This window comes from Pantoea sp. X-Soil-MYKO-1289, assembly GCF_059730625.1.
On record NZ_AP036005.1, the window covers coordinates 329,550 to 352,715 of the forward strand.

General features: G+C 55.8%; 17 protein-coding genes and 2 pseudogenes. 10 read left to right on the forward strand and 9 right to left on the reverse strand.

Annotated elements, in window-relative coordinates:
• The first annotated feature begins 129 nt into the window (after positions 1 to 129).
• Positions 130 to 1,821 (forward strand): site-specific integrase, encoded by a 1,692-nt coding sequence (locus AC6I7Z_RS20920; protein WP_007180429.1) that lies wholly within the window; start codon positions 130 to 132, stop codon positions 1,819 to 1,821.
• A 90-nt stretch (positions 1,822 to 1,911) separates the two neighbouring features.
• Here the strand turns inward: AC6I7Z_RS20920 and AC6I7Z_RS20925 are convergent.
• Positions 1,912 to 3,435, reverse strand: a pseudogene (locus AC6I7Z_RS20925) (glycosyltransferase family 2 protein); the annotation flags it as partial.
• A 323-nt stretch (positions 3,436 to 3,758) separates the two neighbouring features.
• On the opposite strand from AC6I7Z_RS20925, the gene opgC reads away from it, so the two are divergent.
• From opgC to AC6I7Z_RS20950, 5 genes are read left to right on the forward strand one after another with little or no spacing between them, the layout of a single operon-like run.
• Positions 3,759 to 4,973, forward strand: coding sequence for an OpgC domain-containing protein (opgC, locus tag AC6I7Z_RS20930; RefSeq protein WP_497815723.1), 1,215 nt, complete (start codon positions 3,759 to 3,761; stop codon positions 4,971 to 4,973).
• Positions 4,974 to 4,987: 14 nt separating this feature from the next.
• Positions 4,988 to 5,905 (forward strand): hypothetical protein, encoded by a 918-nt coding sequence (locus AC6I7Z_RS20935; RefSeq protein ID WP_497815724.1) that lies wholly within the window; start codon positions 4,988 to 4,990, stop codon positions 5,903 to 5,905.
• Between the two features lie 8 nt (positions 5,906 to 5,913).
• Entirely contained in the window at positions 5,914 to 7,149 is a 1,236-nt protein-coding gene (locus AC6I7Z_RS20940) for a PP2C family protein-serine/threonine phosphatase (RefSeq protein WP_497815725.1), read from the forward strand.
• Complete coding sequence (locus AC6I7Z_RS20945) at positions 7,139 to 7,483, forward strand: STAS domain-containing protein (protein WP_497815726.1); 345 nt, start codon at positions 7,139 to 7,141, stop codon at positions 7,481 to 7,483. The genes AC6I7Z_RS20940 and AC6I7Z_RS20945 overlap by 11 nt, the downstream gene beginning before the upstream one ends.
• A gap of 3 nt (positions 7,484 to 7,486) precedes the next feature.
• Positions 7,487 to 7,924, forward strand: a complete 438-nt coding sequence (locus AC6I7Z_RS20950) for an ATP-binding protein (protein ID WP_497815727.1) — start codon at positions 7,487 to 7,489, stop codon at positions 7,922 to 7,924.
• A 603-nt stretch (positions 7,925 to 8,527) separates the two neighbouring features.
• Here the strand turns inward: AC6I7Z_RS20950 and AC6I7Z_RS20955 are convergent.
• Positions 8,528 to 8,754: pseudogene (locus AC6I7Z_RS20955) on the reverse strand (NAD(P)H-binding protein); the annotation flags it as partial.
• A gap of 145 nt (positions 8,755 to 8,899) precedes the next feature.
• Between AC6I7Z_RS20955 and AC6I7Z_RS20960 the strand changes: the two are divergent.
• The gene (locus AC6I7Z_RS20960; RefSeq protein WP_497815728.1) at positions 8,900 to 9,793 is read left to right on the forward strand and encodes a LysR family transcriptional regulator; all 894 of its coding nucleotides are present in this window, start codon (positions 8,900 to 8,902) and stop codon (positions 9,791 to 9,793) included.
• Between the two features lie 34 nt (positions 9,794 to 9,827).
• Here the strand turns inward: AC6I7Z_RS20960 and AC6I7Z_RS20965 are convergent, their stop codons facing one another.
• On the reverse strand, positions 9,828 to 10,817 hold the full coding sequence (locus AC6I7Z_RS20965; protein WP_497815729.1) for an aldo/keto reductase: 990 nt from the start codon (positions 10,815 to 10,817) through the stop codon (positions 9,828 to 9,830).
• A 26-nt stretch (positions 10,818 to 10,843) separates the two neighbouring features.
• The gene (locus AC6I7Z_RS20970; protein ID WP_497815730.1) at positions 10,844 to 11,695 is read right to left on the reverse strand and encodes an aldo/keto reductase; all 852 of its coding nucleotides are present in this window, start codon (positions 11,693 to 11,695) and stop codon (positions 10,844 to 10,846) included.
• Positions 11,696 to 11,982: 287 nt separating this feature from the next.
• Here AC6I7Z_RS20970 and AC6I7Z_RS20975 point away from each other — a divergent pair, with 287 nt between their 5' ends.
• Positions 11,983 to 12,813, forward strand: coding sequence for an SDR family oxidoreductase (locus AC6I7Z_RS20975; protein WP_497815731.1), 831 nt, complete (start codon positions 11,983 to 11,985; stop codon positions 12,811 to 12,813).
• Positions 12,814 to 12,983: 170 nt separating this feature from the next.
• Here the strand turns inward: AC6I7Z_RS20975 and AC6I7Z_RS20980 are convergent, their stop codons facing one another.
• The 4 genes from AC6I7Z_RS20980 to ascF all read right to left on the reverse strand — a co-directional run bounded on the left by AC6I7Z_RS20980 (position 12,984) and on the right by ascF (position 18,604).
• Positions 12,984 to 14,132, reverse strand: a complete 1,149-nt coding sequence (locus AC6I7Z_RS20980) for a multidrug effflux MFS transporter (RefSeq protein WP_497815732.1) — start codon at positions 14,130 to 14,132, stop codon at positions 12,984 to 12,986.
• A gap of 306 nt (positions 14,133 to 14,438) precedes the next feature.
• Positions 14,439 to 15,614: an alpha/beta hydrolase-fold protein gene (locus AC6I7Z_RS20985; protein WP_497815733.1), complete on the reverse strand. Its 1,176-nt coding sequence runs from the start codon at positions 15,612 to 15,614 to the stop codon at positions 14,439 to 14,441.
• Between the two features lie 96 nt (positions 15,615 to 15,710).
• Positions 15,711 to 17,141, reverse strand: coding sequence for a 6-phospho-beta-glucosidase (locus AC6I7Z_RS20990; protein ID WP_497815734.1), 1,431 nt, complete (start codon positions 17,139 to 17,141; stop codon positions 15,711 to 15,713).
• Between the two features lie 8 nt (positions 17,142 to 17,149).
• Positions 17,150 to 18,604 carry a PTS cellobiose/arbutin/salicin transporter subunit IIBC gene (ascF, locus tag AC6I7Z_RS20995; RefSeq protein WP_497815735.1) on the reverse strand — a complete coding sequence of 485 codons (1,455 nt, stop codon included), beginning with the start codon at positions 18,602 to 18,604 and terminating at the stop codon, positions 17,150 to 17,152.
• Between the two features lie 269 nt (positions 18,605 to 18,873).
• Between ascF and AC6I7Z_RS21000 the strand changes: the two genes are divergently transcribed.
• Positions 18,874 to 19,890, forward strand: coding sequence for a LacI family DNA-binding transcriptional regulator (locus AC6I7Z_RS21000; RefSeq protein ID WP_497815736.1), 1,017 nt, complete (start codon positions 18,874 to 18,876; stop codon positions 19,888 to 19,890).
• Here AC6I7Z_RS21000 and lplA read toward each other — a convergent pair.
• Entirely contained in the window at positions 19,887 to 20,903 is a 1,017-nt protein-coding gene (gene lplA, locus AC6I7Z_RS21005) for a lipoate--protein ligase (RefSeq protein WP_497815737.1), read from the reverse strand. The genes AC6I7Z_RS21000 and lplA overlap by 4 nt on opposite strands.
• A gap of 154 nt (positions 20,904 to 21,057) precedes the next feature.
• On the opposite strand from lplA, the gene eptA reads away from it, so the two are divergent.
• Complete coding sequence (gene eptA / locus AC6I7Z_RS21010; protein ID WP_497815738.1) at positions 21,058 to 22,692, forward strand: phosphoethanolamine transferase EptA; 1,635 nt, start codon at positions 21,058 to 21,060, stop codon at positions 22,690 to 22,692.
• The last annotated feature ends 474 nt before the right edge of the window (positions 22,693 to 23,166 follow it).

A 23,166-nucleotide genomic window follows, 5' to 3' on the forward strand; every position in this document is an offset into this window, starting at 1 on the left:
ACGCAACGTCAGATCCTTCAATTTTGTGATATCACGACATGGGGTACGACAGAAATATTGAACTCCCGCATTCTACAGAGATAAGCTTTATTATCTCTGTGGCATTGTTTCCATATTAAACTCGATGACATGAAAACGCGCCCCACGAGCCCGTCCGCCGCCGACATCCCGACCGACTTTCCTGATGCTGATGCACTGGCAGCGCTGCGTGCCTGGTACGAGGGCGCATCCTCGCGTGAGGCGGCACACCGGTACATGCAAGATCGGCTCAGCCACAGCCAGTCAGCCCGCGGCGTCATCGGCCAGATCCGCCGGCAACTGGCACTTTATGCCCGTAACCGACAGCGGGCAGATCTGGCCACGCTGTTCGAATGCCCGGCCCAAAAGCGTATGCATCATGCGCGCGCCACCACGCAGGCTGTCGAGCTACTGCGCATCATGCCTGCGCCAGCTCCGCAGATCGGCGACGACATTGCGCACTGGCTGCCGAATCGCGCTGCCCGCACCCTGCACGCGGCCGGCATCCGGACCCTGGCCGATCTCACGGTACGGATTCCGCGTCGCCGGCAGTGGTGGACCGTCATTCCGGGTCTCGGGCCGGCCAGTGCAAGAAGGATCGAGGCCTTCTTTGCCGCGTACCCGGCGCTCACGGAGCGGGCCCGCGCACTGATCATCGCGGATCGGCAGTCAGTCGTGACGCCTTGGGAGCAACTACGGCTACCGCACGAGATCGACGGATCCGCCGGCGCCTTCCGCGCACCGGTGTCGGCCTGCATCCTCGGCGTCGACAACGATTACGACGCTATCCAGGCATGGCTCGCGTTGCACGAATCCCCGGCCACGCAGCGGGCCTACCGCAAGGAAGCCGAACGGCTGATTCTCTGGGGCATCGTTGCTCGCGGCAAGGCGCTGTCTTCGCTGACCACCCGGGATGCCACCGACTACAGGGCGTTTCTGCGCAGACCTACACCGCGAGAACGCTGGGTCGGGCCACCGCGGCCGCGCACATCAACGGACTGGCGCCCGTTTGTCGACAACCTCTCGGCCCGTTCGATTGCGCATGCGCTTGCCGTGCTCAGCGCCATGTTCCGCTGGCTGGTCGAGCAGCGCTACGTCGTGGCCAACCCATTCTCCGGCATCAAGGTACGCGGCAGCAAGCGCGCCATGGCTCTTGAAACCTCGCACGCTTTCACCGAAGGAGAATGGATGCTGACGCGCACCATCGCCAACGGGCTCGAGTGGTCGTACGGCTGGCAGGCGCCCGCTGCGCAACGGTTGCGGTTCATGCTGGATTTCGGCTACGCAACGGGACTGCGGATCAGCGAACTGGCTGACGCCACACTGCGCAGCATCGAAGTCGACGCAGCCGGTGATCACTGGCTGCACGTGGTCGGCAAGGGCGGCAAGCCAGCCCGCGTTACCCTGACACCCCTAGCGCGCACAGCGCTGGACCGATATCTGCAGGAGCGGGGGCTTCCTGTCAGCCGTGCTCACTGGAATCCGACCACGTCCCTGATTGGCAGCCTTGACGACGCCGATGCCGGCATCAAGCCCTTGCGGCTGTGGGAAGTCATGCGCCGGTTTTTTCGGCTCGTCGCGCAGATTATCAAGAACGACCATCCGGTGCTGGCTGAAAAGCTGCATCGGGCCTCTCCGCACTGGATGCGGCACACCCATGCGACCCACGCGATCGCCAGAGGGGTTGAGCTGAGCGCCGTACGAGATAACCTGCGTCACGCGTCGATTTCGACCACGTCGATTTACTTGCATACCGACGATGTAAAGCGGGCACGGCAGTTCGGGCAGGCATTTACCGACTGAGTTACTCGCTCGGCACGTCAGGCAACAAACCGATTGACGTTCACAATGTGGAATGACGGAATTTTCTGGGGTTCCGGCGTAGAACCCCTTGACGGAGAAAAAGGCGAGATAGGAAGAGCGGCCGTCCCAGGCGGAGATGCCCCAGGTGCCGAACATAAACGCCAGTTCCGACACAATGAAAAAAGGCAGGAAGTGCAGGTAAAAGGGCGTCGAGTAGGCCGACACGGGCGGAATGCCGGTAAAGAGATAGATCAGCGGCGAGATCAGAAACACCGTGTTCCAGATGCAGGCGAGATAGGACCAGAAGGTGGTGCCGTACATCAGCGTCTGGCCAGGGCTGAGCTTAAAGCGGCGACGGCTGAAAATCTTGTCGTGGAACAGAATATCCAGCGAACCCGCCGCATATTTAAAGCGCTGGATCATCCAGGTGAGCAGATCCTGCGGCGACAGCATTTTCGACTCAATGCCGGGATGCATAACCGAACGCCAGCGCCGCCCGCTGTCGCCGTGCAGCACGATAGAGGTGTAGATATCTTCCGATACGTGAAATTTGTAGGGCGTCAGCTCGGTATCGGCGATCACATGCGGGCGCATCGCCAGACTCAGCGTGGCGCGCATCTCGTCGTCGCGAATGTCGCGGGTATGGCGCGAAATCTCCTCTTCAACGCTGAATACGTAGCTGCGCAAGGCCGCCTGCATCACCGCCTCGCGGCGATGCACCGACGCGGCGCCGCAGCAGAACGCGGCGTTCGCCCAGTTGCGGCGGCGCAGGATCACGTCGTAGAACATGCGCGGATCGTTAAAAAAGGGATCGCTGCCGACCGTCAGCCGCCCGAACAGCCCCTCTGCGGCGCGGCCGAACAGATAGCCCGGCAGGCCAGCGCGGCGGCGCAGCCAGTCGGCAAAACGTTCGCCCTCCGGCAGATCGTAAAACCACTGCGGCGTCTGCACCCAGGCGACGTCAGGATCGCGAAAATAGCCCAGCGTATTAGCCAGCAGCGTAGGGAAGACGCGAGTGTCCGCGTCGCAAATCACCAGAAAGTCGCCGTCGGTCTGCTCCATGCCGTTACGGATGTTGCCCGCCTTAAAGCCGATATTATTTTCACGCGTAATGTAATTCACCCCTTCCTGCTCGCACACCGCGCGCATTTCAGGCCGCCGACCGTCGTCCAGCACGTGGATGGCGAGATCGAGGGGCGTGGGATAGGTCAGCTTAAGCGCGTCACGAATAGAGAGTCGCACCAGCTCGGGGTCCTCGGAGTAGGTGGCGATAAAGAGATCGACCTTCGGCGGGCGCGGATCGGTGCGATCCTGCTCCTGCAGGCACTGGTTGATCTCGTCGGGCGGCGGCGGGCAGGCGGGGTCCTTGACCTGCCAGATATTGATGGTGAACAGCAGCGTGCCGACCCAGGCGAGCGTTTCCGCCAGCGCCAGCGGAATGGCGTACCAGAGCGCATCCATATTGAGCGACTCCATCCAGCGCCAGCGGATGTAGTTGGCCCCCAGTATCAGGCCGGCCACGGCCAGCACCTGCCAGAGCCGCATCACCCACAGCGGCGTATGGAGCGGGGCGGGCGGACGTCGATGTTCAAAGCGTGAAAAGTAATAATCCATGGCGTCTCGTTTTGATGGCGGAAGCGTCTGTTGGTTATCTTTTCACCTGGCAGCAAGCGTCAATTCATTAGCTTAATAAATAGAGATAATTAAGTTATTTTTATGTTTTTAGCGAAGCGACTGTGCATAAGGATCAACTAGTCAATCAGAATGCGCGCCCTGACAATTTATATAGTATTAAATTACAGGTGTTTACAAGGTGATTAAGAATTTTTTCATTTCAGCGTGACTTAAACTGCAACAGCGCTAAACTTCTCCTTACAGAGTAACGATCTATTTCATTTAACTAAAAAATATCCTTACATCACTTACGGTAATCATTTATGGCGGATGTGGCGGTTGAGCCTAAAACGGTAAGCCTTGACTGGCGCGCGTGGCGCTATGCGGTGCCTGGCAAGCGCGATCTGCGCGTCGATATGCTGCGCGGCATCGCGCTGGTGATGATGGTGGTGGCGCACACCGAGCTGCTGTCGCTGGTGAATATTTTTACCTGGGAGCGGTTCGGCCTGACTACCGGCGCCGAAGGCTTCGTTATTTTGTCAGGCTTTATGCTGGGCATGCTTAACCGCCAGCGGCTGCAAAAAGAGGTGCTGCTGACGGTAAGCTGGACCCTGTGGCGGCGGGCCGGGAAAATCTATCTGGTCAACCTGACCATCATCGGCCTGATGCTGCTGCTGTCGCGCATTCCTTACGTCAACACCTTTGAAGTCACCCACTTTGTCGACCGCTACTCCGGCACCGTCTGGTCGCTGTTTCCCACCACGCCGCAGATCAAAGAGACCTGGTTTAATATCATTCTCTATCTGCAAATCGGGCCGCATCAGACGCAGATCCTCGGCCTCTATATCTGCCTGCTGCTGCTCAGCCCGCTGTTTCTGGCGCTGCTGAAGGGACGCCGCGCAGGCTGGCTGCTGCTGGCGTCGCTGGCGGGCTACGTCAGCTATCATCTCTGGCCAATACGCCTGACGGTGGCGGAGTTCGAGTTCGCCTTTCCGCTGCTCGCCTGGCAATTTATCTATGTGTTGGGCATGTGCTGCGGCTGGTACAAAGATGAACTGATGTCGCTGGCCCGCACGCCGGGCGGCTATATCGTGATGGGCATGATGGTGATCTATGCGCTTGCCATGATGTTCGTCGCGCAGAACCATACCAACCCCTTTATGCCCTCATTCCTGCTGCTGCATGTGATTCCGCCCGCCGATTTCAACTGGTTTTACTATCACCTCGCCAGCAAAAACGCCCTTGGCCCCTGTCGCGTGCTGAACGATTTCAGCCTGATGCTGCTGGTTTATCTGGTGCTGACCTTCTGCTGGCGCCCCCTCGAGCGCGCCCTCGGCTGGTTTCTTATCCCGCTCGGACAGCACTCGCTCTACACCTTTATCCTGCACGTTTTCGTGGTGATGGCGGTCAGCCAGTTCGTGGATTTCGACCTCTGGCACCAGGCGTGGATACGCAACACGCTGATCCATCTCGCCGCGCTTGGGCTGCTGTGGTGGATGGCGAAAAAAGAGATTGGCGGGCGTTTCATCCCTAATTAAGCGAGGAGTGCGGCATGGTTTACCGGGGGCTTTCGGCCAGAGGAGCAGGATGGCTGACTATTGCGTTCGCCGCGGGCGCGGCGGCGCCCGCTTTCGCCGTGGCGACCGACAGCGAAACGGTTTCGGCGCACGAAGAGCCGATTCAGGCGGGGGTATTCACCAGCCGCTGGGGTCGCCTTTTCTCCGGCAACAAAGATAAATTTTCCAGCGCGCTTAGCTTTTCAAGCGGGCTGAAAGAGCAGTGGATCACCATTCCTAACGGCGAGGAATCGGCGCAGCAAAAAAAGAAGATCAATCAGCTGGTCAACCTCAGCCTGCAATACTCTCCCTACAGCTTCTGGTTCGCTAACGTCACGCTGCGCGCCCCCATTACCGATTTCGATAAATATACCACCGATTTTCGCTACAGCTTTGGCTATGACGACTGGCATCCCAATACCTTCAGCCTGGTCTATAGCAACTATGGCGATAACCACCTGTTTCCCTCGGGCAACGCGCGCCGCACCTACTTCGAACAGGGTGCCTTTACCTTCGCCTATAAATTTTCGCTGCCGAAGGCGCTGGAGAAGCATCTGCTCATCAATAAAGGGGACGCGCTCACCTGCCAGGTCGGCGTCAGCTGGGTGCCGCGCTACTATTCGCTGGCGGATAACGATCTGCGCTCCAATAAAGAGGTCGGGCTGGGCGGCTGCGGCTACACCTTTAAGCAGCACTTCTTCATTCGCGCCACCGCTTTCTGGTTTCCGCACTCTGAACAGCAGCAGCCGTGGAACGGCGACTACAGCTACAGCTTCGGCTATGCCGGCTATACGCCCGGCTCGTTTTCGCTCCAGTACAGCAACTACAGCGGCACACGCTTTCCCGGCCGCGGCAGCGCCAACGCGAAATTTCGCGAGGGCACGATTTCGCTTATCTGGTTTCTTCCTTTCTGAGGTTTTTTATGGACGCGCTACCGCCTCAATCCGTGCTCATCGTCGACGACGCGCTGCTCTACCGGCGGCTGCTGGCTGGCCTGTTGCGGCAGTGGGGCTATCAGGTCTTCGAAGCGGAGAACGGCGAACAGGCGCTGACGCTGCTGGCGCATGAGGCGGTTAGCCTGGTGATTAGCGACTGGGAAATGCCGGTGATGGATGGCCTGACGCTGTGCCGCGAGATCCGCCAGCAGCTACAGGATCGGTATATCTACATTATCGTGCTCACCGCGCGCGACAGCGTAGAGGATTTGCGCGTCGGTTTCGCCGCAGGCGCGGACGACTTTTTACGCAAGCCGGTCAACCAGGTCGAGCTGCAGGCGCGCCTGCACGCGGGCGAGCGCATTCTGCAGCTGGAGGGGACGCTGGCCAGCAGAAATCGCCGACTCAGCGAGGCGCTGACGCAGATCCAGCAGGATTTGCAGGCGGCGGCCAGGCTGCAGCGCAGTATTCTGCCGCCGCACCATCTGCGCCAGGGCGACTATTTCGCCGACTGGCTGTTTATGCCCTCCGCGTGGGTATCCGGCGATCTCTTTCATCTCTTTCCTCTCGATAACAAAGCCGTCGGCTTTTACTGCGTCGATGTCGCCGGACACGGCGTAACGGCGGCAATGATGTCGGTGGCGGTGGCGCGTCAGTTTTTGCATGGCCGCACGGTCGATCCCTTTCTGTTCGACGGCGCGGCCGTTACGCCGCCGTCGCAGGTGGTGCGCATTTTGAACGAGCGCTTTTGCGCGCAGCATCCCGAGGTCACCAGCTATTTCACCCTGGTGTACGGCGTGATCGACCGTCATAGCGGCGAAGGGCGGCTCTGTCAGGCGGGCCATCCCACGCCGTTTATCGTCAGCGACAGCGGCGCGGTGCGCGAAATCGGCGAGGGCGGCCCGCCGGTCGGGCTGCTTGAGCACCTCGACTGGGACGAGTACGCCTTTCACCTCGCGCCGGGCGAACGACTCTGCCTCTACAGCGACGGCATCAGCGAATGCGAAAGCGCGGAACAGCAGATGTATGGCGCCGCGCGACTGCAGGCCCTGCTGGCCTCGCTGCATACTCACTCGATCGAGGCGCTGCTGGCGGCGGTAGAGCAGTCGCTTAATCAGTGGCGCGGCAAGACTACGGACGAAGCCGCGTCAGCGGCGGATGATATTTCCCTGCTGGTGATTGAACGGCAGCAGGGCTTAACGGGAGAAACCCATGAAATTTGAAACTGAAAAGATCGACAAGGCTCTACTCTTCACGCCGGTGGTGCGCCGTCTCGACGCCTCTGTCGCGCTGCGTTTTAAAGAGGCGGTGGCGGCGGTGATCCAGCAGGGCGAAACCGCGCTGATCCTCGACTTTTCGCGCGTGGATTTTATCGACAGTAGCTGTCTGGGCGCGCTGATCTCGCTGCTGAAATCGCTGAGCGGCAAGGGACAGCTGGTGCTTTGCGCGCTCAACGCCAATATCAAAGCGATGTTTGCGCTGACGCGCATGGATCGGGTGTTTACCATCTGTGCCGACCGCAGCGAGGCGCTCGCCGCGATTAACGAAGGAGGTTGACCTATGTCCGAACACGCCCAGGAAAAAGCGCTACGGCTGCCCGCCACCATTAACAGCCTGACCACGCTCGGCGTCGCGCTGCGTCAGTTCCTGGCCGCGCTGCCGGTGAACGAGGGCTGGATCTATCCGCTTGACCTGGCCTTATGCGAGGCGGCGAGCAATATTATTCGTCACGGCTATCATGACGACGCCACGGCGTGTTACAGGGTCAATTTTAGCCACGACGGCCGCGCGGTCACGGTGACACTCTTTGACAGCGGCGTGCCGGTGCCGGAGGAGAAGCGCCAGCCGCCGGTGATCGATCCCGACGCGCCGCTGACGCTGGAGAGCCTGAGCGAGGGCGGCCGCGGCATGCAGCTTATATTTTCAGGCGTGGACCGGGTCAGCTACCATCAGGGGGAAACGGAAAACCAGCTGACCCTGGTGAAAATGCTGCCTTAGGCGTTCTGCGCCGGAATCAATGACATTTCCCTCATGCCACCCATTGCGCTGGAAGCCGTTGATGCATCTAAAGCCAGCGCTGTTAGCCGCTATATATCATCGATATCAGCAGGGTCATACAGCGTTTCCTGCTCGGCTATATTTGAAACTGCCAGATATTCCTTTGAGCTTGCTGTTTGATCTCACGTTATTATCCAGCTAAAAAAATTCGTAAGTAAAAGATATAAAGTTATGTAATCGTCAGCCGGGCAGACAATTTATCTTTAAACCTTCTCTGGCTGCATCTAATTCTTGCAAGATCACTTTTCTCATAACTATGTAAGCTTATCATTCATAGCTGCAATAGACTTCCATTAACGTGGTTTACTAATTACTGAGTAATTTCCCATTGGAAGTAGGGGTTCAATAAAAACCAGCGTAAAACAATTATGAAAAATAACAATTTATATAGAATGGAAAATCTATATGGTTGAATGAGCACTAATAAGCCTGAGGGCTTCCAAAGTAAAGCAGCACCCAAACCTTCAATTGATAAATATTCATTAGCTTGATTTTTCGTATTTTGAGAAGAGGTTTATCAAATTAATAATGCATTCCGGGACTCTGGCCATCAGAGCCGAGAGTGAAGATGATGGCATCAATATCTTTCGGCAATTCAGTAAATGTTTTAGACAATGAAACATCACCGTGAAAACATCTATTTCCCGAGCAAGCGATTTCACTTTGCTCTTATCTCTGACCAGCACTACAGGCTGACAGCTCATTTCGATAGCGGTATTCAAGACCTGAAGGCCAATACTTCCTGTCGCCCCTGCAACGAGCATTTTCATGATAAACCTGCTGATAATTCAGACTTATTTTCGATACATCCAGAATATCAATTATCATTTTGGTCAGTAGCAGGGCTAAAATGATTGTATCTATGACCCCCCTTCATGAGGGCGCGATGAAGTGAATGCCATAAGGAAATCATCAATGCTGAAAGAAAACTTCAATGAACTGCAAATCTTTCTAGTGGTAGCAAGGGAGCGAAGTTTTACCAAAGCAGCGGGCAAGCTTGGGGTTTCTCAGTCTGCCCTCAGCCACGCGATGAAGGCGCTGGAGGAAAGACTGAATATCCGTCTTCTGACCCGCACTACCCGAAGTGTTGCGCCTACGGAAGCAGGGGAGAGAATTATTGCCTGCCTTGAACCCCGTATCGCCGATCTTGAACAGGAGCTGGAATCGCTTGTACAACTGAATGGGACCGCCTCCGGCAATATCCGTTTATCTGCCGGGGAGCATGCCGCGCGAAGTGTGGTATGGCCGAGGTTAAAAACCTTCCTCAGGGAATATCCGGAAGTTAATCTCGAACTGGTGGTGGATAATGGCTTTGTCGATATCGTCGAAGGGCGTTTTGATGCCGGGATCCGCCTGGGTGAAAGCGTGGATAAGGATATGATCGCCGTGAAGATTGGACCGGATATACGCATGGCTGTGGTTGGCGCACCCTCCTATTTTGCCGCTAACCCCGTGCCCGAAACACCTCACGAGCTGCAAAATCATCGGTGTATCAATATGCGCCTGCCGACTTCCGGTGGACTTTACCACTGGGAGTTTGAGAAGAAAGGGAAACCGTTACGGGTCAGAGTGGAAGGGCAGGTAACGTTTAATTTGCAGGCGGAAAGGATTAATGCTGCTTTATCCGGTTTTGGCATAGCCTGTATACCTGAAGACAGGGTGCAGGATTATATAAAGTCAGGAGAACTTATTCAGGTTCTGCAGGAGTGGTGTCCGTCTTTCCCCGGATATTACCTCTACTACCCGAGCCGTAAGCAGCATCCACCCGCTTTTGCGCTGATGATCGATGCACTTCGCTACTCGGAATAACGGGTCCGCCATACGCGGTGAACCCCTTCAGGTATTAACGACCTACGCGAGCCAGGTGCTCAGGAGAGTAACGTTCGCCAACGATTTTAATCGTTTCAAGCGCCTGTGTTATCTGAAGCGAGTCATCCTGCGAAAGGATAATGTCGGCAGCCCCCAGATTTTCCTCCAGCCGGTGCAGTTTGGTGGTACCAGGGATGGGAACAATCCACGGCTTTTGTGCCAGCAGCCATGCAAGAGCAATTTGCGCAGACGTTACGCCTTTCTCTGCAGCCAGTTCACCCAACAAGGAAACCAGCTTTTCATTGGCTTCAATCGCCTGTTCAGCGAAACGCGGCACGGTGCTGCGGTAATCATCCTTGCCAAATGTCGTTCCAGGTTTAATCGATCCTGTCAGGAAGCCTTTGCCCAGAGGGCTGAAGGGAACGAAACCAATGCCCAGTTCTTCCAGTAACGGCAGGATCTCCTGCTCTGGCTCGCGCCACCACATGGAGTATTCGCTTTGCAGCGCAGTGACAGGTTGTAAAGCGTGCGCACGACGAATGGTTTTTGCGCCAGCCTCGGACAGACCGAAATGCTTGACTTTGCCTTCAGCTATCAGGTCTTTCACGGTTCCCGCGACATCTTCAATGGGGACATCCGGGTCGACACGGTGTTGATACAGCAGATCAATGACATCAGTCTTAAGACGGCGTAATGAGCCTTCCACAGCTTCTCGGATATGCTCCGGACGGCTGTTTAAAATCTGCTGCTTGTTGTCCGTACCGAAGGTAAAACCAAACTTGGTGGCAATGACCACACGGTCACGAAACGGCTTTAAGGCTTCGCCGACAACTTCTTCATTAAGGAAGGGGCCATACACTTCAGCGGTATCGAAGAAGGTGACGCCACGTTCAACCGCTGTGCGAATGAGCTCGATAGCCTGACGAGTTTCGGTCGCCGGGCCGTAGCCGTGGCTTAAGCCCATGCAACCGAGCCCAAGTGTGGAGACTTCGAGTCGGGATTTACCCAGATAACGTTTATGCATTGAATGAATACCTCTTTTATCGCGAGTTAAACATCAAGTTTGCGGCCAGTCAGCCATTCAATTCTGGCAGGATCGCGGTGGGAGAAGAAGGCGCTTGTTGCGGTATCGATAGCTGTGATCTGCAGCATATCGTCATAACTCAGTTCAAAATCGAGAATGTTGATATTTTCTTGCATCCGTTCTTTTCGCACTGTTTTTGCCAGCGAAACGATGCCTCGCTGGAAAATCCACCGTAGTACAACCTGCCCCACGCTTTTACCGTACATCTGGCCAATCGCCGATAACATGGGATGTTCAAACAGACCATTTTTACCCTCTGCAAACGGAGCCCAGGCTTCCGGCTGAATACCTCGACTTTGCATCCATGGCGCGGCATGCAACTGCTGGTTGAAGGGGTTAACTTCAATCTGGTTTACCGCAGGGGAAACGTTGTTGAAGGCGATAAGATCGGCCAATCGGTCAGGATGGAAGTTACTGACGCCAATGGCGCGAATTTTGCCTGCCTGCTGCAGTTCTTCCATGGCACGCCATGCCCCGTGGACATCACCGTAAGGCTGGTGAATCAGGTACAGGTCAACATAGTCAAGTTGCAGTCGATTCAGGGAACGCTCGAACTGTGCTTTAGCCCCTTCGTAACTGGTATCCTGCAGCCACAGTTTGGTTGTGACAAAAAGTTCGTTCCGTGCAATACCGGTTTGTTTCAGTGCGTTCCCGACCTGGGTTTCATTCTGGTAAGACGCTGCGGTATCGATCAGGCGGTATCCCGTATCGATGGCATCAATAACGGCGCGCTCACATTCAGCGGCATCTGTCATCTGGAAGACACCAAAGCCCAGCAGGGGCATTTCAACACCGTTGTTCAGTTTTACAGTTTGCATGAGGTTGTCCTTAGCTATTGTCCAGGGAAGCTTAACGCAAACTGATTTATTCTATTAGATAGGGTAATTAGCTAGGGTTTATTAGTAATAGTCATTAATTTGTAAATACTTAATCGACAGACTTTGCATAAAGCGGTTATTTATGAGAATCATTCATAAGGGTAAGCGTCTTAGCTGACTAAACCAATCCTTTTCCAGACGCTATGCTGCATGAGTTGTCATCACGACAGGGACAATATCTGAAATCATCTGGTTTAAACTGATGGCTATACCTGTAAGGGATAAAAATGAAAGATGTCATTGTTGTAATTGGTAGTGGCTCTATTGCTCAGGCCATTGCGCGACGTGTGAGCGTTGGAAAACATATTCTCCTGGCCGATATAAGAAATGAAAACGCTCAACAGACTGAAAATACTCTCTCACGCGCCGGATTTGACGTAAGTACTACTATGGTCGATGTGCGTTCGCGTGAGTCTATTCAGAAACTCGTGAAAACAGCGTGTAGCATAGGTGAAATAAAGGGGGTCATTCATACTGCAGGATTGTCACCGTCTCAAGCACAAGCACAGGACATCATCCGCGTTGATCTATACGGCAGTGCCGTACTTTTTGAGGCATTTGGTAAAGTTATCGCATCCGGTGGGTCCTGTGTTGTGATTGGCTCGCAGTCCAGTCATCGCTTAGACGTTGATGCTCTTACACAGGCTGAGGCGGATGCGCTTGCAACCCTGCCGCCTGAAGACCTTCTCGAACTGCCTCTGGTGAAAGAAATTAAAGACAGCTTATATGCTTACCAGATATCCAAACGCTGCAATGCGCTTCGCGTTATGTCTGAAGCGGTAAAATGGGGCAAGCGCGGTGCGCGAATTAACTGCATCAGCGCTGGTATCGTCTATACGCCTCTGGCTTATGACGAGCTTAACAGCGACGAAAGGGGCGCATTCTATCGAAACATGCTAGATAAATCTCCGGCGGGACGGGGTGGTACGCCAGATGAAATCGGTGCGCTGGCGGAGTTTCTGTTTGGGCCTAATGGTACCTATGTGACAGGAAGCGATCTGTTGATTGATGGTGGTGCAACCGCTTCCTACAAATACGGTGAGTTACGTCCACAGTAATACATCATGATTTTCCGTAATTTGATGATGTCGTCGCAGGAGAGCAGTTTCGAGAATTGAGCCACGCACTGGCGGAAGTTCTGACAGCCTGGAATTACTCCCCCGCGCAACGCCCAGGTAGGGGCGGATATCTATAAATGAAAGTGTCGTCTGGCATCAATAATGAAGTTTTATTTTTTTAGCTGAACGGTCCATGGCGTGCCATCACTGAAAAGAGCGAGAATAAGTGAAGAGATGATGCCACTGCCATATTGTAATGCTCCCATTAGTGCCGATGCAGAGCCTGCAACATTAGGCACTGTGTCAAGTGCGCAAGCTGTAGATGTTGCAGCGATGATGCCATTCATAGAAAAGAATACGAACACAGCGCCGACAATCACGGTAATACCACCTACACCCAGACAGGTCGTGATCGCCAGCACTAATGCGGCAATAGTGGCGATTAATACGGCATTCCTGAGCAGTGCTTCCAGGGGATAGTGGTGAACCAGGCGTCTGTTGACCATGCTCACAGTCATTAATCCCACAACGTTTACTGCAAACAGCCAACCATAGTGCTGCGGATCGACACCGAAGTACGTGATGTACACAAATGGGGAGCCCGTGATAAAGGCGTAGGCCGCGACGTAATAGAATGTCAGGCACAGAGTAAACTGCATGTATTTGGCGTTGGTTAGCAAGGCATAGTAGTTTTGAAAGGCTTTTGTTAAAGAGGTTTGCGAGCGTTTTTCAGCAGGTAATGTCTCCGGTAACCAGAATAAAGACATAAGCATTAGTGTTCCGATAATCGCCAGCAGCCAGAAAATGGCATGCCACGAGGTCACTTTAATCATTTGCCCTCCGATCAGTGGACCAGCAATTGGCGCGATGGCCATAATGATCATCAGGGTTGAAAGCATTTGTGCTGCACGAGTGCGGCTAAACAGGTCACGGATCATTGCTCGTGCCAGCATCGGACCGGTACAGGCACCTAACGCCTGAAAAACACGCCAGAAGACAATTTGCACGATATCTGTTGATAATGCGCAGCCCACCGAGCCGATGATGAACAGACCTAAGCCGATAAACAGCGGCTTACGACGCCCGTAACGATCGCTAATCGGTCCCCAAATCAGTTGTGCGATGCAAAAGCCGATAAGGAACCCCGTTATTGTCAGCTCTGCATCACCCTGCAAATCTCTGGCCATAACAGGCATAGCCGGAAGATAGATGTCGGTTGATAAAGAGGTAACAGCCATGAGGGCGCTGAGAATAAGTAGAAACGACAGACCGGTTTTTTTAGCTATAGCCGACCGCGTACTTGCCTGTTGATTAAGCATGGTGACCCGTTAGGAATAAAGAGATAAGGACATGTTAACGGGTTTGTGCATACAGATAATTACAGGCGGAAGGATAGGGACTATGAATAACATTCATTAATGCTGTGAAATGCGAAAAAAGCGAAAGAATGATTTGAACAGGTGCTTATGTGAGGCCTTACAGGAAACAACCGAAGGGAATATCATCTATCGTGATTCATGGAACGATGGTTGTTGTGCCTGATAGCGAAAAACCAAAGGAGGCGAATGCCTCCTTTAGCATTAACATGGAAAAAAATTTTCGACGTTTCTGATCTGAAAAGCAGCTTACTTATCTGGCTGAAACAGCTTCTGCACAAAATCAATATAGGCCGGGCGCCAGACATCCATTTCATGCCCCAGTTTAGGGTAGCTATGCCAGTCGCTGCGAATGCCGCGCTGATCGAGCTGCGCCTTCAGCCCGGTCATATCGCGTCCGGTGATAATGTCCTCTTCGCCGCTCACCAGCGTCAGCAGCTTAAGCTGGCGATTGATCGCTGCGGGCTTCTTCAGCTGCGCCGCCACGCGAAAGTCAGGCACGGTTTCGGTGGTCACGCCGCTGAAAATCCCCAGCCAGGCGAACTTATCCAGATGACGCATACCGCTGACCAGCGCCTGATAGCCGCCCTGAGAGAGCCCCGCCAGCGCCTGGCCGCCGGCCTCTTTGCGCACAGGATAGCGCGCGGCCACCAGCGGCATAATCTCCTCTGTCAGCTCTTTGTCCGCCGCCTGCGCGTTACGCGGATAGAAAACCTCGCGGCGCGCGGCGGGAGCAAAGCTTTCTGGAATCGCGCCCTCAGCGTCGGTTTCGGTATCCGGCATCACCACCAGCATCGGCACGATTTTCCCCTCGGCGAGCAGGTTGTCCATAATCTGCGGCACGCGTCCCTGGGTCAGCACCGACATGCCGGTATCGCCAAAGCCGTGATAGTAGTAGAGCACCGGCAGCGGGGGCGAATCGGCGCGCGTGCCGGGCGGCACCCAGACGGCGATGCGTCGTTCGCGCTTCAGCGACGGCGAATGCCAGCTCAGGGTGTGGATCTCGCCGTGCGGCACCTCGCGATCGTCCAGCAGGCTGCCCGGCACCAGGATCAGGCTGGTATTCACCTGCCGCTGCGGTTTCGCCAGCGCGTTGCCCGTGTCTATGCTGCGGAAACCGTCCACGTTAAAAAAGTATTCATATAAGCTGGGCTGCAGAGGTTCGCTGGTAAAAGACCAGATACCCTGATCGTTTTTGCTCATGGGATGCGAGACATAACGATCGGGCGTAGGCCCGGTCACCACCTCGACGGCTTTGGCGGCAGGCGCCCATAACTGCCACGTTATCGTGTTGTTAGCGTTGACGTGGCTGATGTACTGTTCCGGCGGAAGGGTGTCGGGCGGGCGCTGGGGCAGTGGAATCGCCAGCGGCGACTGACTCCATATCGCCAGAGTCAGGCCGAGAAAGAGGCAGCGAAAATTCATCAGATATCCTTAACAGAATGCAGGTGCGTTAAGTGTGGCATAAGCTGAGAAAATTGAGCTGCCGCGCGTGAATTTTGCTGCCTGATTCTCTCTCTTTTAGCTGAGATCGCGGCCGTTGCTGGCGATCATTTTTTTATACCACCAGAACGATTTTTTGCGCCAGCGCGCCAGCGTGCCGCGACCTGAGTCATCGCGGTCGACATAGACGAAGCCGTAGCGCTTGCTCATCTCGCCGGTTGAGGCGGCGACCAGATCGATACAGCCCCAGGTGGTATAGCCCATCACCGGCACGCCGTCGTCGATCGCCTGCGCCATCGCCCGAATATGCTCGCGCAGATAGCTGATGCGGTAGTCGTCGTTGATGCTGCCGTCCGCCTCCACCGTATCCTGCGCGCCCAGCCCGTTCTCTACCAGAAACAGCGGCTTCTGATAGCGGTCGTACATCATGTTCATGGTGATGCGCAGGCCCAGCGGATCGATGCCCCAGCCCCAGTCGCTGCGTTTGATATAGGGATTGCTCAGCGACTTCACCACGTTGGCGGCGCTGCTGTTCTGCTCGTTCATCTCCGCCGAGGCGCAGCGTGACGCGTAATAGCTGAACGACACAAAGTCGACGCTGTTTTTCAGAATCTCCACGTCGTCGCTCGCCATCTCAATAGAGACGCCTTTCTCGCGAAACAAGCGGGCGGCATAGGAGGGATAGGCGCCTCTGGCCTGCACGTCGATAAAGAACAGATTCTCGCGATCCTTCTCCAGCGCCGCCCAGACATCTTCCGGCTTGCAGGACCAGGGATAAAAGTTGCCGCCCGCCAGCATGCAGCCGACCTGGTTAGCCGGGTTAACCTCGTGGGCGATACGGGTCGCCAGCGCGCTGGCCACCAGCTCGTGGTGCGCCGCCTGATACTTCACCTGATCCTGATTCTCGCCCGCCTCAAACACCAGACCGGCGCCGGAAAAAGGGCTGTGCAGCAGAATGTTGATCTCATTGAAGGTAAGCCAGTATTTCACCAGCCCGTCGAACGCCTCGAAGCAGGTGCGCGCATAGCGGGCGAAGAAATCGACCATTTTGCGGTTGCGCCACGAGCCATACTCCATCACCAGATGCATCGGCACATCAAAATGACACAGCGTGACCAGAGGCTCGATACCGTACTTTTGGCACTCCTCAAACAGGCTGCGGTAAAAGGCGATGCCCTCCGGATTCGGCTCGCGCTCATCGCCGCGCGGGTAGAGGCGGCTCCAGGCGATAGAGGTGCGGAACACCGTAAAGCCCATCTCCGCCATCAGCGCGATATCCTCTTTATAGCGGTGATAAAAATCGATCGCCTCGTGGCTGGGATAGTATTCGTCGTCGCGCAGCGCAAAGCGCTTCTCTAACCCCAGTTTTACCGGCATGCGCGCGGCGCCGTGCGGGATCATATCCACCGTCGTCAGGCCTTTCCCGCCTTCACGATAGCCGCCTTCAGACTGATTCGCGGCGAGTGCGCCACCCCATAAAAAACCTGCTGGAAATGTCAGTTCCGACATAAATTACCTCAATGATGAACGGCTGCCTTAACGGGCTTAATCGCGTCGGACGGCGCGGGCGAGGCGCTGGCCTCGGGCGCGCTTTCCGGAATATCTTCAAAACCTAAAATCAACGTCAAAATAAAAGAGAGCACCACGGAGAGCACCATCACCGCCACCACCCAGACGATGCTCATCGGGTTGGCGGGATCGAAAAACTGCACGCTGGTAAAGAGTCCCGGCGACGCCATCGAGTGGCTGGCGAGCCCGCCGACGCCAGCCACCGCGCCGCAGACAAAGCCGCTAATCAGACAGGCGACCAGCGGACGCTTTAGCCGCACCGCCACGCCATAGAGTGCCGGTTCGGAGATGCCCGCGACAATCGCGGAAGCGGCGGCGGCGAGGGCGGTCTGGCGCAGCTCGCGGTTTTTGGTCTTAAAGGCGACCGCCAGCGAAGAGCCGCCCAGCGACAGGTTGGCGCCGATCTCCGACGGCATCACCATGCCCTCTTTGCCGCTCTCTGCGATGGTCTGAATAATGGTTGGGGTAAAGACGCGATGCATGCCGGTCATCACCAGCAGCGGCCAGATCGCGCCCATAATCGCCACCGAGAGCCAGCCGAGATAGCCATGCACGGTATAAACCAGCGCGGAAATGCCGCTGCCGATCCAGATGCCGAGCGGGCCAATCAGCAGAATGGCGATCGGCGCGGCGACCAGCACGATCAGCATCGGCTTCAGGAAGTTTTTCGTCACCGCCGGGGTAATACGGTCGATGATGCGTTCGATATGCGACAGGATCCAGGTCATCACCAGCGCCGGGATTACCGTGTAGGTATATTTTACCGGCGTTACCGGAATCGAGGCGAAGTCGACCGCCTGGCCCTGCGCCGCTTTCGCCATCAGATCGATAAAGCCGGGATGCAGCAGCACGCCTGCAATGGCGATCGCCAGCGACATATTGGTTTTAAACTTCAGTGAGGCGGACGCGGCCACCATCACCGGCAGGAAGAAAAAGGCGCCGTCGCCGATCACCGTCAAAATCGTCAGCGTCGAGGAGCCTTTCGGCAGCACGCCGCTCATTTCGAGCACCATCGCCAGCAGCTTCACCATCGAGCCGCCGATAATGGCCGGTATCAGCGGCGACATGGTGCCCACCAGCGCATCGAGAATGCCGGCGCCGATGCTTCTCAGGGTGATTTTACGTTTCACCGGCGCGCCGCCTGAGGCGGCAGGGGTACCGAGTTCAAGGATCGCCTGATAGGCCTTGCCGACGTTGTTGCCGATAATGACCTGGCACTGGGTGTCGTTGTTGACCACGCCCATTACGCCAGGCAGCGCTTTAAGCGCGGCGCTGTCGATCAGGGCGCGATCTTTCACCACGAACCGCAAGCGGGTCATACAGTGGGTAACCGCCTCAATATTCTGCATGCCGCCCAGCGACTGTACGATGGCGCGAGAGACTTCTGCGTAGGGATTAGGCATAGTTTTGCGTCTCTGTTGTTATGAGTAGAGTAATTTTTACCGGCGGCCTGCTGTTGTAGGGACAGATCGCGCCTGATTCGCTAAGGCGTGGTGAGGCGTCATAGGAAACCGGTTTCACAAAATCATGAACAGTTGCAAAATTGATAACAAGACGTAAAAGGCGGATATTTTTTAAACTGTGACTGGCATCACTTACTGGATTGATGCTTGTCGAGCGGCGTCTGAGGTTAAGTAGACTGCTCAGCTGACTGAGGGAGAAGGGAAAAATTATGGCCACCATACTTGAGGTCGCGAAACGGGCGGGGGTGTCAAAAGCCACGGTTTCCAGGGTGCTGTCGGGCAATGGCTATGTCAGTCAGGAGACGCGGGAAAAGGTGATGCAGGCGGTAGCCGAAACGGAGTTTCGTCCCAACCTGCTGGCGCGCAATCTGTCGGTGAAATCGACCCAGACCATCGGGCTGGTGGTCACCAACACCCTCTACAGCGGCAACTACTTTTCCGAGCTGATGTCGCACTCCGCGCGCATGCTGGAACAGCAGGGCCGCCAGCTTATTCTGGCGGACGGCAAGCACAGCGCGGCGCAGGAGCGGGCGGCGATCGACTTTCTGCTCGATCTGCGCTGCGACGGCATCATCATCTATCCGCGCTTTCTGACCATCGACGAAATGGACGAGATTATCGCGCAGCACAAACAGCCGGTGCTGGTGGTGAACCGACGTCTGCGCCAGCACCACAGCTTCTGCATCTACGCCGATCAGAAGCGGATCAGCGCGATGGCGGTACAATCGCTTATCGATCTCGGCCATCGGGATATCGCCTTTATTACCGGCTCGCTCGATTCCCCGACCGGCCTTGAGCGCCTCGCCGGCTATAAAGCGGCGCTGGAAGAGAGCGGCATCCCGCTGCGTGAGGCGCTTGTCGCGCAGGGGAACTGGCATGCGGAGAGCGGCGCGCAGGCCACCTCTGCGCTGCTCGCCAGCGGCTGCGCCTTTAGCGCGCTGGTAGCCAGCAACGACGAGATGGCGATCGGCGCCATTCGCGCCCTGACCACGGCGCAGATCGCGGTGCCGGCGCAGGTGTCGGTGCTGGGCTTTGACGATATTCCGCTCGCGCCCTTTACCGTGCCCGCGCTGTCCAGCGTCAAAATCCCCGTTACGGAAATGATTCAGGAGGCGATTGCGCGCCTGCTGGCGATGCTCGACGGCGGATCCTGGCAGGACGCCGAGGCGTTCGCCGCCAGCCTGTCGCTGCGCGAATCGGTGGCGTCCGGCCCCTTTGCGCCTTAGCTGACGCTGGCGGTTAGCCAGCCTTTCAGCTGCGCCAGATCCTCATGCTGCGCTGGATACGCAGTTTGCAGGCGCGCCACCGCGGCGGCCAGCGCGTCGGGACGATAGGCGACGCCCTGCAGCTGCGTCGCCAGCGCCTCAAGCGGCGCAGGATTCAGGCTATCGCTAAAAATCTGACAGCGGCTAATTACGCCGCGCTCGACGTCGAAATGGATCTCCACGCCGCCCCAGGCGAAGCGGTTATCGAGCAGATGAGAGAAGTCGGGCGAGTGGCCGAAGTTCCACTCCCAGCTGCTCTGCCGCGCAAACTGCTCCGCAAAGCCAGGCAGGTCGGGCAGCGCCTCTGGCGAAATGCGCTCCGGCTGGCAGCGCGCCTGATAGTAATCGAAAAAGGATTCAGTGACGGCGTCACAAATGGCGGCGTAATTTATCGCTGGCGCGATTTCCGTTAAATTCGCCACGCGTGAACGCACCGAGGTGATGCCTTTGGTTTGCAGCTTTTTGATGTCCGGGTTGAGATAATCCGCCAGCCGCGACAGATCGGCATTGATTAAAAAAGTGCCATGATGGAAGCCGCGATCGGGCGTTTCATGATAGGCGGAGCCGGAGATTTTGCGGATCTCTTCACCGCGTCTGACCACGATATCGTTACGTCCCGACGCTTCGGCCTCGATCCCGAGCCTGCTCAGCGCGTGCAAAATAATGCCGGTCGAGACGCTTTTGTCATATTCCGGCTTGCCCGCCATAAAGGTAAAACAGCAGTTGCCCAGGTCATGAAACACCGCGCCACCGCCGCTGCTGCGTCGCGCCAGCTTAATGCCGTCCTGCGCCATGCGCCGCGTATTGCACTCTTTCCAGGGATTTTGCGCCCGGCCAATGACCACGGTTTCGGCGTTGCGCCAGAGAAACAGCACCTTTTGCGTGGCGGGCATCTGCCGGTAAATGCACTCCTCGACGGCGAGGTTAAACCAGGGGTCGTGGGATTCCGAAAGCAGTAGGCGCAGCGTGGTCATCTCTTCTCCTGTGGTGGTAAGCAAGGCGGGCGACCAGTTTAACGCGCTTCGCCGCCCTCAGCATGATGGCGCGTGCTCTGATTAAAGCGGCTTAAGGTTTCCCTAAAGTTAATACGGCATGCTGGCGGCTCCTGTTAACAGATGGACTGCAAGCATGTTTTTCCCGCTCAATAAAAGACCGACGCTAAATCGGCTCTCTTTTCTGCTGCTGTTTTCGATTTATATCGCCGTATTTCTCAACCTGGCCTTTTATCACCAGGTGATCGCCGCCATGCCGCTGGATAGCGTGCGCAACTGGCTGGTGTTTCTCTCTATGCCGCTGGTGGCGATATCGGTGATTAATATCGTCGTGACCCTGGCCTCTTTTGTCTGGCTCGATCGCGCGGTAATCGCGCTGTTTATTCTGGTCTCCGCCGCCGCGCAATATTTCATCTGGAATTATGGGGTGATTATTGATCGGTCGATGCTGGTGAATATCCTCGATACCACGCCGTCAGAGAGTCTGGCGCTGATGACGCCGCAGCTGGTGGCGACGCTGCTGCTCTCCGGCGTGGTGATGGCGGCTCTGGCGTTCTGGGTGCGTGTTCGCAGCATCAAACCTTTCTGGAAAAGCGCGGTTTACCGCATTATCAGCGTGGCGGCGTCGGTGATCTGCATCCTGCTGGTGGCATCGCTGTTCTACAAAGATTACGCCTCGCTGTTTCGCAATCAGAAAGAGCTGGTGAAGTCGCTCAGCCCGTCCAATTCCATTGCCGCTACCCTCTCCTGGTATAAACACAACCGGGATCTGAATTTGCCGCTGGTGAAAATCGGCGAAGACGCGCATCTGCAACCGGCGATGCAAACGGGCAAAAAGAATCTGACCATTTTAATCGTCGGCGAAACCTCGCGCGCCGCGAATTTCTCCCTGTCCGGCTACGACCGCGAAACCAATCCGCTGTTGAAAAAAGATGACGTCACCTATTTCCCGCATACCGCCTCCTGCGGCACCGCGACGGCGGTGTCGGTTCCCTGCATGTTTTCCGGCATGCCGCGCGTCCACTATGACGACGCGCTCGCCGGGCATCAGGAAGGGCTGCTGGATGTGATTCAGCGCGCCGGCATTAAGGTGTTGTGGAACGATAACGACGGCGGCTGCAAAGGCGCCTGCGATCGCGTGCCGCATCAGGATGTCTCCAGCCTCAACCTGGCGGGGATGTGTATCAAAGGCGAATGCTACGACGAGGTGTTGTTTCACGGGCTGGAGGAGTATATCCAGCAGCTGCAGGGCAACGGCGTTATCGTGCTGCATACTATCGGCAGCCACGGCCCGACTTATTACAATCGCTATCCGCCGCAGTTCCGCCGCTTTACGCCAACCTGCGACACCAATCAGATTCAGGACTGTTCGCAGCAGCAGCTGGTGAATACCTATGACAATACCTTGCTGTACGTCGACTTTATCGTCGATAAGGCGATTAAGCTGCTGCAGGCGCATCAGGACAGATTCACCACCAGCCTGGTCTATCTCTCCGATCACGGCGAATCGCTGGGCGAGAACGGCACCTATTTACACGGGATGCCTTATGCCATCGCGCCAGAGGTGCAGAAACATGTGCCGATGCTGATCTGGCTGTCGCCGGACTACCAGCAACGCTATGGGGTAAATAAAGGCTGTCTTGATAAGCTGGCGGCGCAGGATAACTTTTCGCAGGATAACCTCTTCTCCACTATGCTGGGGCTTACCGGCACGGCGACTAAGGTCTATAAAGCGGATGACGATATTCTGACTTCCTGTCGGAAAAGCTAATGGTGAAAGCCCTGCCAGCGCAGGGCTTTTTTTATTTCATGTTTATATCAATATGGGTTCCAGATTAATAAAGCGCAAAAAATCCTGAGAAGGCTTATTACAGCAATGCTGCATTGAGGGTTTTTCCTGTTGGAAGTAACCATCCTGAAACAAAAAGAAACTCACAGTCAAAGATAAAATAGCCCAGCCTCATCAGCAGAGTTAATGGCGATATCGCTCAATAAAATGATATTCCACGCCGCAAGTGATGCAGATGACGCGTGTGATGCAGGAGATACGGGATCTGGTAGAAATGAATCCGATGAAGATGACACGCTCTGTAATACGATAAAAAGTCATTGCGCGACCGCATGGCGGTGCGTGAAAAAATAGAAAACCGCCTGTACCTGAATGAGCAATACGACCTGAAGAGAAGCGAACGGCTCTATTTAACGCGCCATATCGAGCGAATGAGAAAATAAATGAAAAGATCAA

Excerpts from the sequence above, each read along its gene's own strand:
- AC6I7Z_RS20935 (WP_497815724.1), top strand. The coding sequence starts at position 4,988 with ATGGTTTACCGGGGGCTTTCGGCCAGAGGAGCAGGATGGCTGACTATT.
- AC6I7Z_RS20965 (WP_497815729.1), bottom strand. The coding sequence starts at position 10,817 with ATGCATAAACGTTATCTGGGTAAATCCCGACTCGAAGTCTCCACACTT.
- AC6I7Z_RS21000 (WP_497815736.1), top strand. The coding sequence starts at position 18,874 with ATGGCCACCATACTTGAGGTCGCGAAACGGGCGGGGGTGTCAAAAGCC.
- AC6I7Z_RS20945 (WP_497815726.1), top strand. The coding sequence starts at position 7,139 with ATGAAATTTGAAACTGAAAAGATCGACAAGGCTCTACTCTTCACGCCG.
- AC6I7Z_RS20940 (WP_497815725.1), top strand. The coding sequence starts at position 5,914 with ATGGACGCGCTACCGCCTCAATCCGTGCTCATCGTCGACGACGCGCTG.
- AC6I7Z_RS20990 (WP_497815734.1), bottom strand. The coding sequence starts at position 17,141 with ATGTCGGAACTGACATTTCCAGCAGGTTTTTTATGGGGTGGCGCACTC.
- eptA (WP_497815738.1), top strand. The coding sequence starts at position 21,058 with ATGTTTTTCCCGCTCAATAAAAGACCGACGCTAAATCGGCTCTCTTTT.
- AC6I7Z_RS20950 (WP_497815727.1), top strand. The coding sequence starts at position 7,487 with ATGTCCGAACACGCCCAGGAAAAAGCGCTACGGCTGCCCGCCACCATT.
- lplA (WP_497815737.1), bottom strand. The coding sequence starts at position 20,903 with ATGACCACGCTGCGCCTACTGCTTTCGGAATCCCACGACCCCTGGTTT.
- AC6I7Z_RS20970 (WP_497815730.1), bottom strand. The coding sequence starts at position 11,695 with ATGCAAACTGTAAAACTGAACAACGGTGTTGAAATGCCCCTGCTGGGC.
- AC6I7Z_RS20960 (WP_497815728.1), top strand. The coding sequence starts at position 8,900 with ATGCTGAAAGAAAACTTCAATGAACTGCAAATCTTTCTAGTGGTAGCA.
- AC6I7Z_RS20920 (WP_007180429.1), top strand. The coding sequence starts at position 130 with ATGAAAACGCGCCCCACGAGCCCGTCCGCCGCCGACATCCCGACCGAC.
- AC6I7Z_RS20980 (WP_497815732.1), bottom strand. The coding sequence starts at position 14,132 with ATGCTTAATCAACAGGCAAGTACGCGGTCGGCTATAGCTAAAAAAACC.
- ascF (WP_497815735.1), bottom strand. The coding sequence starts at position 18,604 with ATGCCTAATCCCTACGCAGAAGTCTCTCGCGCCATCGTACAGTCGCTG.
- opgC (WP_497815723.1), top strand. The coding sequence starts at position 3,759 with ATGGCGGATGTGGCGGTTGAGCCTAAAACGGTAAGCCTTGACTGGCGC.
- AC6I7Z_RS20975 (WP_497815731.1), top strand. The coding sequence starts at position 11,983 with ATGAAAGATGTCATTGTTGTAATTGGTAGTGGCTCTATTGCTCAGGCC.
- AC6I7Z_RS20985 (WP_497815733.1), bottom strand. The coding sequence starts at position 15,614 with ATGAATTTTCGCTGCCTCTTTCTCGGCCTGACTCTGGCGATATGGAGT.